The organism is Paraburkholderia sp. 2C, assembly GCF_054589215.1.
Map to the genome: position 1 here is coordinate 665,769 of NZ_BAAILL010000032.1, position 15,424 is coordinate 681,192.

At 64.3% G+C, this 15,424-nt stretch carries 14 protein-coding genes; 12 read left to right on the top strand and 2 right to left on the bottom strand.

The features are described 5' to 3' along the window. Window positions 1-129 precede the first annotated feature (129 nt). The 10 genes from ACYPXD_RS11235 (at window position 130) to ACYPXD_RS11280 (ending at window position 9,982) form a co-directional block, all read left to right on the top strand. Window positions 130-1,674 (top strand): molybdopterin-binding domain-containing protein, encoded by a 1,545-nt coding sequence (locus tag ACYPXD_RS11235; protein WP_459710838.1) that lies wholly within the window; start codon window positions 130-132, stop codon window positions 1,672-1,674. Further along, window positions 1,671-3,416, top strand: a complete 1,746-nt coding sequence (locus tag ACYPXD_RS11240; protein ID WP_459710841.1) for a formylmethanofuran dehydrogenase subunit A — start codon at window positions 1,671-1,673, stop codon at window positions 3,414-3,416. The genes ACYPXD_RS11235 and ACYPXD_RS11240 overlap by 4 nt, the downstream gene beginning before the upstream one ends. Before the next feature lie 20 nt (window positions 3,417-3,436). After that, window positions 3,437-4,444: a formylmethanofuran--tetrahydromethanopterin N-formyltransferase gene (gene fhcD / locus ACYPXD_RS11245; protein ID WP_459710843.1), complete on the top strand. Its 1,008-nt coding sequence runs from the start codon at window positions 3,437-3,439 to the stop codon at window positions 4,442-4,444. Further along, a complete protein-coding gene (locus ACYPXD_RS11250) occupies window positions 4,441-5,337 on the top strand; it encodes a formylmethanofuran dehydrogenase subunit C (protein ID WP_459710845.1) in 897 nt (298 codons plus the stop codon). The genes fhcD and ACYPXD_RS11250 overlap by 4 nt, the downstream gene beginning before the upstream one ends. 68 nt (window positions 5,338-5,405) lie before the next feature. After that, window positions 5,406-5,972 carry a cytochrome b gene (locus ACYPXD_RS11255; protein ID WP_459710847.1) on the top strand — a complete coding sequence of 189 codons (567 nt, stop codon included), beginning with the start codon at window positions 5,406-5,408 and terminating at the stop codon, window positions 5,970-5,972. A gap of 52 nt (window positions 5,973-6,024) precedes the next feature. After that, the gene (gene pqqB / locus ACYPXD_RS11260; protein ID WP_459710849.1) at window positions 6,025-6,945 is read left to right on the top strand and encodes a pyrroloquinoline quinone biosynthesis protein PqqB; all 921 of its coding nucleotides are present in this window, start codon (window positions 6,025-6,027) and stop codon (window positions 6,943-6,945) included. 13 nt (window positions 6,946-6,958) lie between these two features. After that, the gene (gene pqqC, locus ACYPXD_RS11265; protein WP_459710851.1) at window positions 6,959-7,696 is read left to right on the top strand and encodes a pyrroloquinoline-quinone synthase PqqC; all 738 of its coding nucleotides are present in this window, start codon (window positions 6,959-6,961) and stop codon (window positions 7,694-7,696) included. Then, window positions 7,693-8,010, top strand: a complete 318-nt coding sequence (gene pqqD / locus ACYPXD_RS11270; protein WP_459710853.1) for a pyrroloquinoline quinone biosynthesis peptide chaperone PqqD — start codon at window positions 7,693-7,695, stop codon at window positions 8,008-8,010. The genes pqqC and pqqD overlap by 4 nt, the downstream gene beginning before the upstream one ends. Then, window positions 8,007-9,266: a pyrroloquinoline quinone biosynthesis protein PqqE gene (gene pqqE, locus ACYPXD_RS11275; RefSeq protein ID WP_459710855.1), complete on the top strand. Its 1,260-nt coding sequence runs from the start codon at window positions 8,007-8,009 to the stop codon at window positions 9,264-9,266. The genes pqqD and pqqE overlap by 4 nt, the downstream gene beginning before the upstream one ends. Next, entirely contained in the window at window positions 9,263-9,982 is a 720-nt protein-coding gene (locus ACYPXD_RS11280) for a response regulator (protein ID WP_459710857.1), read from the top strand. The genes pqqE and ACYPXD_RS11280 overlap by 4 nt, the downstream gene beginning before the upstream one ends. Here the strand turns inward: ACYPXD_RS11280 and ACYPXD_RS11285 are convergent. Beyond that, window positions 9,895-10,974: an ATP-binding protein gene (locus ACYPXD_RS11285; protein ID WP_459710859.1), complete on the bottom strand. Its 1,080-nt coding sequence runs from the start codon at window positions 10,972-10,974 to the stop codon at window positions 9,895-9,897. The genes ACYPXD_RS11280 and ACYPXD_RS11285 overlap by 88 nt on opposite strands. A 254-nt stretch (window positions 10,975-11,228) precedes the next feature. On the opposite strand from ACYPXD_RS11285, the gene ACYPXD_RS11290 reads away from it, so the two are divergent. Beyond that, a complete protein-coding gene (locus ACYPXD_RS11290) occupies window positions 11,229-13,646 on the top strand; it encodes a TonB-dependent receptor (protein ID WP_459710861.1) in 2,418 nt (805 codons plus the stop codon). A gap of 77 nt (window positions 13,647-13,723) precedes the next feature. On the opposite strand, the gene ACYPXD_RS11295 is transcribed toward ACYPXD_RS11290, so the two are convergent. Beyond that, window positions 13,724-14,854 carry a beta-propeller fold lactonase family protein gene (locus ACYPXD_RS11295; protein WP_459710863.1) on the bottom strand — a complete coding sequence of 377 codons (1,131 nt, stop codon included), beginning with the start codon at window positions 14,852-14,854 and terminating at the stop codon, window positions 13,724-13,726. A gap of 392 nt (window positions 14,855-15,246) precedes the next feature. Between ACYPXD_RS11295 and ACYPXD_RS11300 the strand changes: the two genes are divergently transcribed. After that, window positions 15,247-15,411, top strand: a complete 165-nt coding sequence (locus tag ACYPXD_RS11300) for a hypothetical protein (RefSeq protein ID WP_459710865.1) — start codon at window positions 15,247-15,249, stop codon at window positions 15,409-15,411. Window positions 15,412-15,424: the final 13 nt, after the last annotated feature.

Sequence of the window (15,424 nt, forward strand, 5' to 3'; positions counted from 1 at the left end):
GTGACACTGTGTTCCAGCGCGACGCACATACTGTGTTGCATGTGCTGACTTGTCGCCGACCTCCGCGCAGCGCCTTTACCGCGCACCTCGCCGCGCGCAATCGGCATGGAGCTTGCTCTATCGCGCCTCATGCACGAACCCACCACCCCCGCGCCGACTGCCGGTCAGTCGGCCGCGCCTGCTGCGCGGCCGGCGTCCGCGGCATCTGATGCGTCCGCCGCTGTTTCCACCGCCTTTTCCACCGCCTTTTCCCCATCAGTCACGCGCGACTGGACCTGCCCGTTCTGCCCGCTGCTGTGCGACGACATCGAAGCCCGCGTCAGCGACGACGCGACGATTACCGCGCCCGCCACCGATTGCCCGCGTCTTGCGGACGCGCTCAAGCACTACGGCGTCGCCGATCTCAACCGCGCACCGTCGATCGATGGCCAGCCCGTCGCGCTCGACGACGCGCTCGCGCAAACCGCCGATATCCTCGCGCGCGCGCAACGGCCGCTGTTCGGCGCATGCGCGACCGACGTCGCCGGCGCCCGCTCGCTCTATACACTCGCCGCCGCGTGCGGCGCGATGCTCGATACGCTGCACGGCGATGCGCTGAGCGCGGCGACACTCGCCTTGCAAGACCGCGGCGCGTTCTTTACGACGCTGTCCGAAGTGCGCTCGCGAGCGGATCTGCTGATCGTGTTCGGCTGCACGCCCTCGCAGCGTCATCCGCGTTTTTATGAGCGCGCGCTGGCCGGCCATGCGCGGCCGCGCACGATCTGCTTTGTCGGCTGCGAGGTGGATCCGTCGGCTGGGGGCACCGCGCACGTGACCTGCGAATCGATGCTTGCCGACGCTGCACCGCACGATCTGCTTGCGCTGTGGTCCGCCATCGCGGAAGGCCGTAGCGCGAGTGCCTTTGAAAAAAGGCCGCCGCAAACGCGCACGCAAGCACAAAGCCAAACCCAAGCGCAAGCGCAAGCGTTGCAAGCCGCCAAAACCGCACCAAGCTTGCCGGTTGCGGCATCACTCGCAGCCCTGACCGAGCGCATTGCGTCCGCGAGTTACACCGCGTTTATCTATGAACCCGCCGCCCTGCCGCAGCCGCACGCGGCTTTGCTGATCGAAGCGCTGCACCGCATCGTCAAGGCGATCAACCGGACGAGCCGCGCCGGCGCACTTGCCCTCGGCGGCGCGGACGGCGCATTGACCGCGAATCAGACCGTCACGTGGCTGTCGGGCTTTCCGCTTCGCACACGCGTATCGCGCCCCGATCGCCCCGCAGGCACGCCGCCGCTCGAACACGACCCGTACCGCTATCGAACCGACCGCCTGCTCGAAGCGCGCGAAACCGACGCGTTGCTATGGGTCACGAGCTTCGCCCCGCATCCGTTGCCTGCCGCACTCGATCCGCAGGTGCCGGCGATCGTGCTCGGGCCGCCGGCTTTGGCAGACGCCCTCGCGCATGCAGCATCGAGCGCACCGCGCCGCGCGCCGACCGTGTTTATCCCGGTCGCGACACCGGGCATCGATAGCGACGGCCATCTGTTCCGGCTCGACGCGTCTGTGGTCACGCCGCTGCACGCGGCACGTCAAGGCACAAATTTGCCCACCGTCGCCGCTATCGCCGCCGAGCTCGCCGAGCTCATCGCACAGGCCGGCGCGCATGCAAGCGCAAGGAGGCCGTCATGAGCCTCGCGCGTTTGACGGGCGGCATCGTCTACGATCCGGCCAATGGCGTGAACGGCGAGCGCCGCGACTTGTACTTTCGCGACGGCCGCATTGTCGACGCGCCCGCCGGCGCCACCCTCGACCACGACTACGATGCGCACGGCATGGTCGTGATGGCCGGCGGCATCGATCTGCATTCGCATATCGGCGGCGGCAAGACCAACCTGTCGCGCCTGCTGTTGCCCGAAGACCATCGCGAAGACCGTCCGCGCGACGCGGCCTACGAATCGGTCCGCGACGCCAACGGCCGCTATCTGCGCCTGCCGTCGTGCGGCGTCTGCACGCCGGGCACGCTCGCCACCGGCTACCGTTACGCGGAGATGGGTTACACGGCCGCGTTCGAACCCGCGATGATCGCGTCGAACGCGCGCCATGCGCATCTCGAGATGGGCGACACACCGATCATCGATCACGGCGCGTACGTGATGCTCGGCAACGACGAACTGTTTCTGCAGATGCTCGCCGCCCATCAGGACTTCGAACGCGTGCGCGACTACGTGGGCTGGACCATGCATGCAAGCCGCGCGCTCGGCGTGAAGGTCGTGAACCCGGGCGGTATCTCGGCGTTCAAGTTCAACCAGCGCGCGCTCGATGTCGACGAAGCGCATGCGCATTACGGCATCACGCCGCGCGACATCCTGCGTACGCTGACGCGCGCGCTGACCGAACTGCGCGTACCGCATCCGCTGCATGTCCATTCGAGCAATCTCGGCGTGCCCGGCAATATCGCCTCGACGATCGCGACCATGGATGCCGCCGACGGCCTGCCGATTCATCTGACGCATATCCAGTTTCACAGCTACGGCACCGAAGGGCCACGCAAGTTTTCGTCGGGCGCGCGTGCGATTGCCGACGCGGTGAACGCGCGGCCTAACGTGTCGATCGACGTCGGACAGATCATCTTCGGGCAGACCGTCACCGCGTCCGGCGACACGATGATGCAGTTCAGGAACGCGCCGCTCGCGAACCCGCGCAAATGGATTCTGGGCGACATCGAATGCGACGCGGGTTGCGGCATCGTGCCGTTCCGCTACCGCGAACAAAGCTATGTGAACGCGCTGCAATGGATTATCGGGCTCGAAATCTTTCTTCTCGTCGACGACCCGTGGCGCGTCTCGATGACCACCGATCACCCGAACGGCGCACCGTTTACGAGCTATCCGCATCTGATCCGCCTCTTGATGGACAAGCCCTTTCGCGATGCACAGCTCGACAAACTGCATCCGGAGGCGAAAGTGGCGAGCGTGCTCGCGGAATTGAAGCGCGAGTTCTCGCTATACGAGATCGCGATCATCACGCGCGCGGGACCGGCACGGCTGCTTGGCCTTGCCGATCGCGGCCAGCTCGGCGCCGGTGCCGCCGCCGACATCGCCGTCTATCGCGACGATGCCGATCGCGAGCGCATGTTCACGTCGCCCGCGTATGTGTTCAAGGACGGTCAACTCGTCGCGCGCGACGGCAATCTCGTTTCGACGCCGACGGGCGGCATTCACTACGTGTCACCCGAATTCGATCGCGGCATCGCGCAAACGGTGCGCGAATTCAGCGAGGCCAACCTCGTCGGCGGCTTCAAACACGCGGCGATCAGCGATGACGAAATTTGCGCCTGCTGCCGCGGCGGCCGGCTGCTGCCCGTCGAATGTTTTACGCATGACGCCACGCGTGCAGCGCCGGCGCCCCCACCGTCGGCCAGGCGGCCTTAGCCCAGGCAAGCGAGCGAACGATGCAGATCAACGGCACCCTGATCGACGACACGTTTGCGGAAGCCTTCCCGATGAAGGCGACGCGGCTCGTCATCACCGCGCATACGCCCGCGTGGGCGCGCGCCGCCGCTCAGTCGCTGTCGGGCTTTGCGACGTCGGTGATCGACTGCGGCTGCGAAGCCGGCATCGAGCGCGCGATCGACCCGGCCGACACGCCCGACGGCCGGCCCGGCATCGCCGTGCTGATGTTCGCGGTGTCGTCGAAGGAACTCGCCAGGCAGATCATGCGGCGCGTCGGCCAATGCGTGCTGACGTGCCCGACCACCGCCGTCTACAGCGGCATCGATCCGCAGACGAGCCGCGCGCCGCTATCCGACCTCGCACCGCTCGGCGGCGCACTGCGTTTTTTCGGCGACGGCTGGCAGATCGCAAAGATGCTCGGCGACACGCGTTACTGGCGCGTCCCCGTGATGGACGGCGAATTCGTCGCCGAGGAATCGGCAGTGACGGTCAAGGCGGTGGGCGGCGGCAATCTGCTGCTGCTCGCGCGCGATACCGACCATGCGCTCGCCGCGGCGGAAGCCGCGGTTGCCGCGATGCATCAATTGCCGAATGTGATTACGCCGTTTCCGGGTGGCGTCGTGCGGTCGGGGTCGAAGATCGGGTCGAAGTATGCGGGCGCGGTCGCATCGACGAACGACCCGTTCTGTCCGACGCTGGTCGGCGTCGCGAAACGCACCGAACTCACGGCCGAAGTGGGCTGCGTGCTCGAGATCGTGATCGACGGCTTGACCGATGCCGACGTGGGCGCGGCGATGACAGCGGGCATTGCGGCCGCGTCGAATGCGGGCGGCGTGCTGCGCATTTCGGCGGGCAATTACGGCGGCAAGCTCGGGCCGTATCACTTTCATTTGCGTGAGCTCGCGGCGTCGATCGGTGCACCGTCCCATGCCGCAGGCAGCGGAAGCGGCGGCTCAACGCAACAACAACAGGATCCTAAGGGAAGCGGCAATGGGGGCAAGCCATGAGCATAACGACGACGCTGCGCGTGAAAACCGCGCCCGGTTTTCGCGTCGACGGTTCAGGATTGCTGCCGGCGGCGCTCGCGGCTCAATCGTCTGATGAGGTGGCGCGCATCGTGCTGCATGCAGGCGACGTGACGTGCGCGGCCGGCGATCTGTTCGACGTGTCGCGCAGCGACCGCGGCAACGGTGCACAAGCCACGCTGATCATCGAAGGCGATGTACCGTGGCTAGACCGTGTCGGCGCACATCTCGCCGAAGGTCATCTGCGCGTGACAGGCGCGGCAGGCGACTACGCCGGACTCCGCATGACGGGTGGCGCATTGCAGATAGGCGGCAACGCCGGCGCATTTACCGGCTGCGAGATGCGCGGCGGCCAACTCACGATAGACGGCAGCACCGGTGACTTCGCAGCCGGTGCGTTGCCCGGCGACATGGAAGGCATGACCGGCGGCACGCTCGCCATCGCAGGTCATGCGGGCGCACGCCTCGGCGACAGAATGCGGCGCGGCTTTGTGCTGGTCGGCGGTGACGCGGGCGATTTTGCCGCATCGCGTTTAGTCGCCGGAACAATTTGCATAGCAGGAAGTATTGGCGCTCACCACGCATATGGAATGCGCCGCGGCACGCTGTTGCTGTTACGCGAGCCCGAATGCATCCCACCCACGTTCGCCGAAGGCGGTCGAGGCTTCGATGTGTTCTGGCAGTTGTTCGTGCGCGCTTTGGCCGCCCTACGCGAGCCGTTTGCGGCCACCGGCGCGGCATCGTTAAACGCCGCGCTCGCACCGTTTTTTATGCTCGATTCGCGCACGATGCCATCCCGCCTCTCAGGCGATCTCGCCGTGGACGGACGCGGGGAATTGCTGATCGCCCGCGCAGGCAACCAGGGCGCACACTGACGAATGAACCCAGGCGCCCTGCAGTGTGCCCAAGCAGTCAAGAACAAGCTGTACCGCTGGGAGTGAAAATGAACGCAACGCATACGAGCGAAGCCTCACACACGGGCCGCGTCGCGAGCGAACGGTACGCGCGGCCGCTCATCGCGCTGCACTGGCTGATCGGCATCGCGATCATCGCCATGATCGCGATCGGACTTTATATGGTCGGCTTGCCGCGCGGTCTGCCTTTCAAGGCATCGCTGATCAACTTTCACAAGTCGCTGGGCTTGACGATTTTCCTGCTTGTGCTGGTACGCATCGTGGTCCGTACGGTCTACGGCAGGCCGCCGCTGCCGCCGATGCGAGCGTGGCAACGCGCCGCCGCGCGCGCAACGCAGGGTCTTTTATACGTCGCAATGGTGGTGATGCCGGTGACCGGCTATCTCGGCTCGTCGTTCAACACATACGGCACGCGTTTCTGGGGCATCTTGCTGCCGAAGTGGGGTTGGGACGACAAAGCGCTGCGCCACTTGTGGTTCACGATTCACGAGACCAGCGCGTGGATTCTGATCGCGCTAGTCGCGTTGCATATTGCGGGCGCGCTCAAGCATCAGCTCGTCGACAAAGACGGACTGATGCGGAGAATGCTACCTTGATAGGTATGACGTTTGCATGTGGTTGAAAACACAACGAACGGCGGAAAGCGGAATGAAAATCAGGGTTCTCGGTTCATCGGCGGGCGGCGGTTTTCCGCAATGGAATTGCAATTGCGGCAATTGCAGCGGCGTGCGCAATGGCACGATCGCCGCTCAGCCGCGTACGCAATCGTCGCTTGCGGTAAGCGCGGACGGCGTGTCGTGGCTGTTGATCAACGCGTCGCCCGATATCCTCGCGCAACTTGCGGCCAACCCTGAATTGCAGCCCGCACGTCATGCGCGCGATACGGGCATTGCCGCGGTATTGCTGATGGATGCGCAGATCGATCACGTCACGGGCCTGCTGATGCTGCGCGAAAACAGCGCGCGGCTGCCGATCTACGCAACCGAAGCCGTGTGGCAGGACTTGTCGACCGGCTTTCCGGTCACACAGATCTTGTCGCACTACTGCGGCGTGACGCGCCACACGATCGCACTCGACAACGCGCCGCTTGAAATACCGGCGCTGCCCGGCGTGCGCATCGAAGCGCTGCCGCTGTCGAGCAAGGCACCGCCCTATTCGCCGCATCGCCACGCGCCCGAGCGCGGCGACAACATCGGCCTGCTGCTCACCGCCGTCGATTCGGGCAAGCGCGCGTTCTATGCCCCGGGCCTTGGCGCGCTCGAACCGTCTATACGCGATGCGATGCGCCGCGCGGACCTGCTGCTCGTCGACGGCACGATGTGGACCGACGACGAGATGATCCGCCTCGGCCTGTCGAAGAAGACCGCGGCCGATATGGGCCACGTCGCGCAATCGGGCCCGGGCGGCATGATCGAAGTGCTCGATGGGCTCGATCGCCCCGGCGCGCGCAAGGTGCTGATCCATATCAACAACACGAATCCGATTCTGGTCGACGACGGACCCGAGCGCCGCACGCTCGCGCAGCACGGCATCGAAGTGGCCCGCGACGGCATGACTTTCGAACTTTGACTCTGGACTTTCAATGAACAGCACGAGCGCGACACGCGCACCTGAACCCTCCGCAACCGATTCCGGCGCGGCATGGAGCCGCGAGGAATTCGAAGCGCAATTGCGCGCGAAAGGCCGCGCGTATCACATCCATCATCCATTCAACGTGAAGATGAATAGCGGCGGCTGCTCGCGCGAGCAGATTCGCGGCTGGGTGGCGAACCGCTTCTACTACCAGATCAATATCCCGCTGAAAGACGCGGCGATTCTATCGAATTGCCCCGACCGCGAAACGCGCCGCCGCTGGGTGCTGCGCATACTCGATCACGACGGCTACGGCGAAGACGAAGGCGGCATCGAAACCTGGGCGCGTTTAGGCGACGCGGTCGGCCTGTCGCGCGACGAATTGTGGTCGCTCGAACATGTGGTGCCGGGTGTGCGATTCGCAGTCGACGCGTACGTGAATTTCGCGCGCCGCGCACCGTGGCAGGAAGCCGTGTGCTCGTCGCTCACCGAGATTTTCGCGCCGCAAATCCATAAAGACCGCCTGTCCACGTGGCCGACGCATTATCCGTGGATCGAATCGTCGGGCCTCAATTACTTCCGCTCGCGCATTTCACTCGCGCAGCGCGACGTCGAACACGGCCTCGCGGTCACGCTCGACTATTTCCGCACGCGCGAGCAGCAGGAACGCGCGCTCGAAATCCTGCAATTCAAGCTCGACATTCTGTGGACCATGCTGGACGCAATCGAAAAGGCCTTTCCAACATGAGCGACACGCACGATACCCACCCCGCTTCGAATTCCGGCGCACCGCTCGATACGGCCGCGCGCCCGAAACTGAACAGGCTGTTTCGCATGCAGTGGGAGCCCGCCCAGGATGCGCACGTATTGCTCTATCCGGAAGGTATGGTGAAACTGAACCAGAGCGCCGCGGAAATCCTGAAGCGCTGCGACGGCACACATGATGTCGCGGCGATTGTCGGCGACCTTGAACGCAGCTTTAACGCAACCGGTATCGCGCCCGAAGTGGAGGCGTTTATCGCCCACGCCTTCGCGCGCGGCTGGCTGGAGCACTCAGCATGACTGATCTTTCGGTTGCGGCGCAGCATACGCCCGAGCACACCGTGCGGTCCGGCATCACGCCGCCGCTGTGGCTGCTCGCGGAGTTGACGTACCGCTGCCCGCTGCACTGCGCGTTCTGCTACAACCCGGTGAATTACACCGCGCAGCAGAACGAACTCAATACGGAGGAATGGCTGCGCGTGCTGCGCGAAGCACGCGCGCTCGGCGCCGCGCAGCTCGGCTTTTCGGGCGGCGAGCCGCTGATGCGCGACGACCTCGAAGAACTCGTCGCCGAGGCGCGCAAGCTCGGTTTCTATACCAACCTGATCACCTCCGGCGTCGGCCTGACCGACAAGCGCCTCGGCGTGCTGAAGGAAAATGGCCTCGACCATATCCAACTGTCGTTTCAGGACTCGACGCAGGAGCTCAACGATTTCCTCAGCAGCACGCGCACGTTCGACCTGAAAAACCGCGTCGCGCGCTCGATCAAGGCATACGGCTTTCCGATGGTGCTCAACTGCGTGCTGCATCGCTATAACCTGCCGCACGTCGACAAGATCATCGATATGGCGCTTGCGATGGGCGCCGAGTATCTCGAGCTCGCGAATACGCAGTACTACGGCTGGGCGCATACGAACCGCGCGCAACTGATGCCGACGGCTGAGCAATTGCAGGAAGCCGAAGCCGTCGTCGAACGGTACCGGAAGGAGATCGGCAACCGCTGCAAGATCTTCTTTGTCGTGCCTGACTACTATGAAACGCGGCCGAAGCGCTGCATGAACGGCTGGGGTTCGGTGTTCCTCGGCGTCGCGCCCGACGGCGCCGCGCTGCCGTGCCATTCGGCGCGCTCGCTGCCGGGGCTCACGTTCCCGAATGTGCGCGACATGTCGATGGCGGATGTCTGGTACGAGAGCGACGCGTTCAACCGCTTTCGCGGCTTCGACTGGATGAAGGAGCCGTGCCGCAGTTGCGAAGAGAAAACGCGCGACCTGGGCGGCTGCCGCTGCCAGGCCTATCTGCTCACGCATGACGCGGCCAATGCGGACCCGGTGTGCGACAAATCCCCGCATCACGAGTCGGTCGTGCGTGTAGTGCGCGAGGCCGCGCGGCGCGGCGCGGCGCTTGCGCCTGACGAACAGCCGGTGGTTTTTCGCAACGACGCGAATTCGCGGCGGCTCAGCGGCGAACGGCTCAGCGGCGAACATTCGACATCTCGGCCGCATACGGCAACCGCCACCGCAACCGATAAAACCAACGATCAGGGAGCGCGCAGATGACCACCACCGATATCTCCGTGTTGCTCGTCGACGATCACGCCGTCGTGCGTGAAGGCTATCGACGCCTGCTCGAATTGAGCCCCGACGTGCGCGTGGCCGGCGAAGCAGGCGATGCGACGCAGGCGTACCAGCGATTCTGCGCGCTGCAACCGGATGTGGTGGTGATGGACCTCGCGCTGCCCGGCGCGAGCGGTGTCGAGGCAATGCGGCGCATGCTCGCGCGCACGCCCGACGCGCGCGTGCTGATTTTCAGCGTGCATGAGGAAAGCCTCTTCGTGCGCCGCGCGCTCGATGCCGGCGCGAGCGGCTACGTGACGAAGGCGAGCGCGCCCGATGTGCTCGTCGAAGCGGTGCGTGCGGTCGCGCGCCGCGTGCGCTATCTGAGCGCCGACGTGTCGCAAACGCTCGCGATGCGCACGATGTTCAACGAAGGGCCGCCGGGACGCCAGCTTTCCGCGCGTGAATTCGAGGTGCTGCGGCTGCTCGTGCAGGGCTTCACGCTGCCGGTGATCGCGGAGCGGCTCGGGCTGAGCCAGAAGACCGTCGCGAATCATCAATCGGCCATTCGCCAGAAGTTCGGTGCGAACAACGGCGTGCAGCTCGCGCAGATGGCAAGCCGGCTTGGACTTCAGTTCTCCGATCTGACCGCGCCGGGCGGTGCGGTGGGCGCGTCGCTCGGGTCGTCATTGGGGTCGCCGCTCGGATCGGCGCTCTGATCGCGGCGAGCGGCGCCGTCCGGTTCGGACGCGCCCGCCTGAACCGGTAAGCGGGCGCACAACATAAATCCATCCCCGGGTTGGCTCGCGATATGGAACTCGCCGCCAAGCGATTCGACACGCTCGCGCATGCCGACGAGCCCTAGCCCCGCGCGCGGCTGCTGCAAATCGACACCGGGGCCGTCGTCGGCGATCGTCACGACAATCTCGCCGCTCCGCTTCCCGTCGGCAGGCGTGCGCACGAGGTAGATTTCGACGCGCGATTCGCGCGAGAACTTCGACACGTTTGTCAAAGCTTCCTGCACGAGCCGGTATAGCGTGATGTTCAATGCATCGGCGAGGTCCGTGAAATCGCCTTCGGCCGCCAACGCGAACGACGCATGCGGCAAACGCTCGCGCCAGCTGTCGACGCAATGCTCGAGCGCGCTGAGCAAACCCAGCTCGTCGAGCCCGATCGGGCGCAAGCGGCGAATCATCCCGCCGATCTGCCGATAGACGAAATTCGCGCTCTGCATCACGGCGAGCGACGCACGGTGAATTTCCGGCTCGCTCGCGGCGGATAAATCGCGGATGCGCGCCGCATCGAGCGTGATTGCGTTCAGATACTGGCCCAGCTCGTCGTGCAACTCGCGCGCGAGATGCCGGCGCTCCGCTTCCTGTGCCTCGATCGCCTGGCTTCCCAGCCGGCGGTTCTCGACGAGCAGCCGCTCAGCCTGCTCTTCGAGCATCTTCCGGTGCCGCAGCTCACGCTGCGATTCACGATAACGGCGCCACGCGAACCACGCGAGGCCCGCTGCCAGCACGCAAAGCGTGACCGGCAATTCGTCGAGCTGGAAACGCTCGGTGCTTCGGGTCCAGCGGTAAGCGAGCTCGCTGACGTCGAACATCGAGCACAGCACCGCCGTCACGAGCGTCAGCACGAGCACGCACGAGAAGTCGCGCCACATAGCGGAGCGGAACGGGGACGACCGTGACACGTCTGAGCGAACCATTTTCACGGGATGCATCGCTGTGTCGGGTGGGTTCAGGAACGCATTCTACTCATCGAACCGACGGACTGCGCATCGGAATCCTGACGTTCAGGAAGGGTTCCTGAAAGTTTCGGGAAACTTTCCCGGGCGCATACGCGCACGCCTGTGCGACGCTTGAAGCCAGCGAAGCACGGTGCATGCACCGATGCATATCGATGCGGGCACAACCGGTCTTCACCGCCTGCACACAAAAAAAAGCATTGGAGACGCTGACAATGAGAACCATGCCACGCAAAAAGCGGTGCGTGCAGACGTTAAAACCCCGAGTCGCGCTCAGACTCTCCGTTGCCGCGGTGCTGGCCGCGATGGCGGCGGCAGCGTGGGCGCAGACGGAGACCACGCCTCGCGCGAACCAGCCTGCTGCCAGCGGGCAAGCGCAAGAGCAGACGTCGGGGCAAGCCGAAGAAGCGCCCGCCGCACAAGCGGAAAATGCGCCGGACGACGTGGCGCAAAACACGCAAACGTCCGAACCGGAAACGGTACTGCCGAATATTCTCGTGATCGGCACGACACCGCTCGTCGGCATCGGCACGCCGATCCAGCTCGTGCCGGCCAACGTGCAGACGATCAAGGGCAGCCAGATCGTCCAGCAGAATTCGCATACGCTGACCGACTACTTCTCGAACAACCTGCAAAGCGTCGATATCAACGACGCGCAGGGCAACCCGTGGCAGGTCGACGTCAACTATCGCGGCTTCACGGCGTCGCCGGTGCTCGGCACGCCGCAGGGGCTATCGGTGTTTCTCGACGGCGTACGCGTGAACGAGCCGTTCGGCGACGTCGTGAACTGGGATCTGATTCCGCAGGCCGCCATCCAGACCATCCAGGTGATTCCGGGCTCGAATCCGACCTTCGGTTTGAACACGCTCGGCGGCGCGATCGCGGTGACGACGAAGAACGGCCGTTCGAACCCTGGCGGCGAAGCGGAGATCCAGGCGGGCTCGTGGGGCCGCAAGCTTGCGCAGATCCAGCAAGGCGGCGTGATCGGCGATTCGCCGCTCGACTACTATTTCACCGCCAACATCACGAACGACGACGGCTGGGCCGATCACAACTCGAGCCGCTTGCGCCAGGCATTCGGCAAGCTGCGCTACATGGATTCGTCGACGACCGTGTCGGTTTCGATGGGCGGCGCCGACAATACGCTGAACGGCTCGCAGACCATTCCGCGCTCGTTTCTGAGCAACTGGTCTCAGGCATACACGTTCCCGGACACGAACGAGAACCAGCTTGGCTATCTGACCATCAACGGTTCGCACTATTTCACGCCCGACATCGAAATAACCGGCAACGCGTACTACCGGCACTACCGGAATGTCAACACGAGCAGTAACGTAAACGACGACTTCGATCCGGACGACGACGACGAACCGCCGGCAACGAATGCGCAATCGGTGATCGTCACCGACAGCTATGGCGCGAGCCTTCAGGCCACCTTTCTGCAGAAGCTTTTCGGCAAGAACAACCAGTTCACCGTGGGCGCGGCGGCGGATCTCGCAAACACACACTTCACGCAATCGCAGCAGAACGCGTTCTTTACCGACACGCGCGCGACGATCGGCGACGGACCGTTCGTGCAACAGACCGACGCGAAAACGCGCAACGAGAACTACGGCATTTACTTTACCGACACGTTCTCGTTCACCGACGAATGGTCGATGACGCTCGCGGGCCGCTATAACTGGGCGCGCACGACGATCGGCGACGAAAGCGGCATCCAGCCGCTGCTCGACGGCCGCCATACATTCTCGCGCTTCAATCCCGCCGTCGGCATCAACTGGAACCCGACGTCGTCGTTCACTGCGTACTTCACGTACAACGAAGGGATGCGCACGCCGACGTCGATCGAGCTTGCGTGCGCGGACCCGGCCGCGCCATGCTCGTTGCCGAACGATTTCATCGCGGACCCGTCACTGAAACCGGTGGTCTCGAAGACCTTCGAAGTCGGCGCGCGCGGCCGCATCGGCAGCAATACGCAGTGGAGCGCGGCTGCGTTCAGCACGACGCTCGACGACGATATCCAGTTCATCAGCAGCGAAGGCGCATCGAGCACGCTCGGCTTCTTCCAGAACGTCGGCAAGACGCGCCGGCAAGGCTTCGAACTGGCGGGGCGCACGCAATGGGGCCCGCTTGGCGTAAGCGCAAGCTACAGCTACGTGAACGCAACCTACCGCTCGACGTGGACCGAAAGCAGTTCGAGCAATTCGAGCGCCGACGCCGACGGCAATATCACCGTGCACTCGGGCGACCGCATCCCCGGCATTCCAGCGAACACGGTGAAAGTGCGGTTCGACTACCAGGCGCTGCCGCAATGGAACATCGGCACGAACCTGATCTATCGCGGCAACATCTTCGCGCGCGGCGACGAAAACAATCAGGATGTGAACGGCACGCTCGCCGGTTACTTTCTGGTCAACCTCGATACGACGTATAACGTAACGAAGCACTTCCAGGTATTCGGTTCGATCCAGAACCTGCTGAACAAGCGCTATGCGACGTTCGCGGTGCTCGGCCAGAACTTCTTCAACGGGCCGAACCATACGTTTTCGCCGGACGACGTGACCAACGAGCAGTTTCTTGGACTCGGCGCGCCGCGCGGGTTCTGGGTTGGGATGCGGTATCAGTGGGATTGACCACGGGCTATGCCGGACGGCGAAGAAAACGAAACGGGCAGCGTAGTGGACGCCGCCCGCGAGACAAACCATGGGCTTTATCTTGCCGATTCGATCGAGCCCTGGCTTGGCGGCGACGTCACGATGCCCCACGCGAGCGGCAGATTGCCGATCTGCCCGACCGTCTGATAATTCGACGCATCGAGCACATAAACCGCATTCGAGCGGCCGCACGCAAGCAGCAGCTTCGAGCCGTCCGGTGTGAAGCTGAAGTGCCAGCAGCGCTGGCCGACCGGCACGTCGGCGACATGCTCGTAGGTCTTCGCATCGAACACCTGCAGCGTCTTGTCGCGCGCCGCGGCCACGAGCAGATGCTTGCCGCTCGGATCGAACGCAACGCCATAGGGCCCGAGCTTCGTGTCGACGGTCTTCACGGGTTTGAAGCTTGCCGCATCGAGCACGACGAATTTGCCCGTATTTTCAAGGGTGACGACATACTGCTTGCCGTCCGGCGACACCTTGATGCCACGCGGACGCGAGCCGGCGTCGAGTTTCAGCGTGCGCAGCAGCTTGCCCGAACGCGTTTGATAGACCGACACCGTGTCGTCGCCTTCGTTGGTGACGAGCATCTCGTGGCCGTCCGGCGAAAATTCGACACCTTCGGTTTCGTGGCCACTTTTCACGGAGCGCAGCACCTTCATCGTCTTCAGGTCGACGATGGCGATTTCGGCGGGTGGACTATTCGCGTCGTCGTCATCGTCGTGGCCCTTGCCGGCCTGCTTTTCGCCTTGTTGCTCGGGTTTGGCGCCTTGTTGCTGCCGCTTCTGCTCCGGTTTGGCGCCTTGCATCGCTTCCGGCGGCGGGCCGCTTTCGCCGGGCTCGTAGGTCACGTAGGCGTACCCGCGGTGCACGCGGACGAACTCAGGGTTTTTGCCGATCTTCACGCGATCGACCACTTCGCCGGTCGACGTGTCGATCGCAATCAGTTCGCCGGTTTTGGCCGCCACGAGCAGCCGCTTGCCGTCCGCCGTGAGGCTCAGGCCGCGCGGGCCGTCCTTGCCGAGCGATATGGTTTTTTCGAGCGACATATTGTCGAGATCGATAATGCCGACACCGTTCGTCTCGCTCGTCACATAGGCGATCGGCGCTGCGGAGGCGTAAGCAGTGGCCGCGGCAAACGCGGTCACTGCGAATAGCGCGGCATGCACGCTTTTTGTTGCGCGATACATTTGAATGTCTCCACCGGTTTGTACTTGGAGCGAAAGCGCTAAGGCGCCATGCTGTGGCTCGAGCCCGGTTGACGCGCAGCAGCATGCAGGCGACCGCGCGCCCCCTCAATCAGTTTGGGCACTGCATCGTGCGTTGACAACGAAATGGGGCAGGAGTTTTTCCCGAATTCGCCACGGAAAGGGCGCGAACCGGGGGGGAATGGGGCGGGAATTTTGGGCGGGAATTGGGGATGTGGCAGCAGCGAGATCGGTCGCCGATCCGCACGGCATGACGTGGAGAATGAAAGCGCCACAGCCTAAGATGAAACGATCACTCCGTGCCGGCTCGCAAGCGAGGCAACGATGGCTGTCGGTCACCCGCTCGACGCCGCTCCTTATGCGGCTCCATTCCGATGAAAACGCATCTTTTCCGCGCGGTCATCGTGCTGCTCGCGACCGGCGCACTGCTGCAGCTTGCCGCGTGCGGCACGGGCGCGCCGGCGCAGCGTCCGAATGCCAACTGGGAACCGGGCTGCACCGGACCGGCAAGTTTTTGTGTGCCGTTCTTTGGTCCGTGAGCGGTCGCGACGC

Excerpts from the sequence above, each read along its gene's own strand:
- ACYPXD_RS11235 (WP_459710838.1), top strand. The coding sequence starts at position 130 with ATGCACGAACCCACCACCCCCGCGCCGACTGCCGGTCAGTCGGCCGCG.
- fhcD (WP_459710843.1), top strand. The coding sequence starts at position 3,437 with ATGCAGATCAACGGCACCCTGATCGACGACACGTTTGCGGAAGCCTTC.
- pqqB (WP_459710849.1), top strand. The coding sequence starts at position 6,025 with ATGAAAATCAGGGTTCTCGGTTCATCGGCGGGCGGCGGTTTTCCGCAA.
- ACYPXD_RS11285 (WP_459710859.1), bottom strand. The coding sequence starts at position 10,974 with ATGGTTCGCTCAGACGTGTCACGGTCGTCCCCGTTCCGCTCCGCTATG.
- ACYPXD_RS11240 (WP_459710841.1), top strand. The coding sequence starts at position 1,671 with ATGAGCCTCGCGCGTTTGACGGGCGGCATCGTCTACGATCCGGCCAAT.
- ACYPXD_RS11290 (WP_459710861.1), top strand. The coding sequence starts at position 11,229 with ATGAGAACCATGCCACGCAAAAAGCGGTGCGTGCAGACGTTAAAACCC.
- ACYPXD_RS11300 (WP_459710865.1), top strand. The coding sequence starts at position 15,247 with ATGAAAACGCATCTTTTCCGCGCGGTCATCGTGCTGCTCGCGACCGGC.
- pqqD (WP_459710853.1), top strand. The coding sequence starts at position 7,693 with ATGAGCGACACGCACGATACCCACCCCGCTTCGAATTCCGGCGCACCG.
- ACYPXD_RS11250 (WP_459710845.1), top strand. The coding sequence starts at position 4,441 with ATGAGCATAACGACGACGCTGCGCGTGAAAACCGCGCCCGGTTTTCGC.
- ACYPXD_RS11295 (WP_459710863.1), bottom strand. The coding sequence starts at position 14,854 with ATGTATCGCGCAACAAAAAGCGTGCATGCCGCGCTATTCGCAGTGACC.
- pqqE (WP_459710855.1), top strand. The coding sequence starts at position 8,007 with ATGACTGATCTTTCGGTTGCGGCGCAGCATACGCCCGAGCACACCGTG.
- ACYPXD_RS11280 (WP_459710857.1), top strand. The coding sequence starts at position 9,263 with ATGACCACCACCGATATCTCCGTGTTGCTCGTCGACGATCACGCCGTC.
- ACYPXD_RS11255 (WP_459710847.1), top strand. The coding sequence starts at position 5,406 with ATGAACGCAACGCATACGAGCGAAGCCTCACACACGGGCCGCGTCGCG.
- pqqC (WP_459710851.1), top strand. The coding sequence starts at position 6,959 with ATGAACAGCACGAGCGCGACACGCGCACCTGAACCCTCCGCAACCGAT.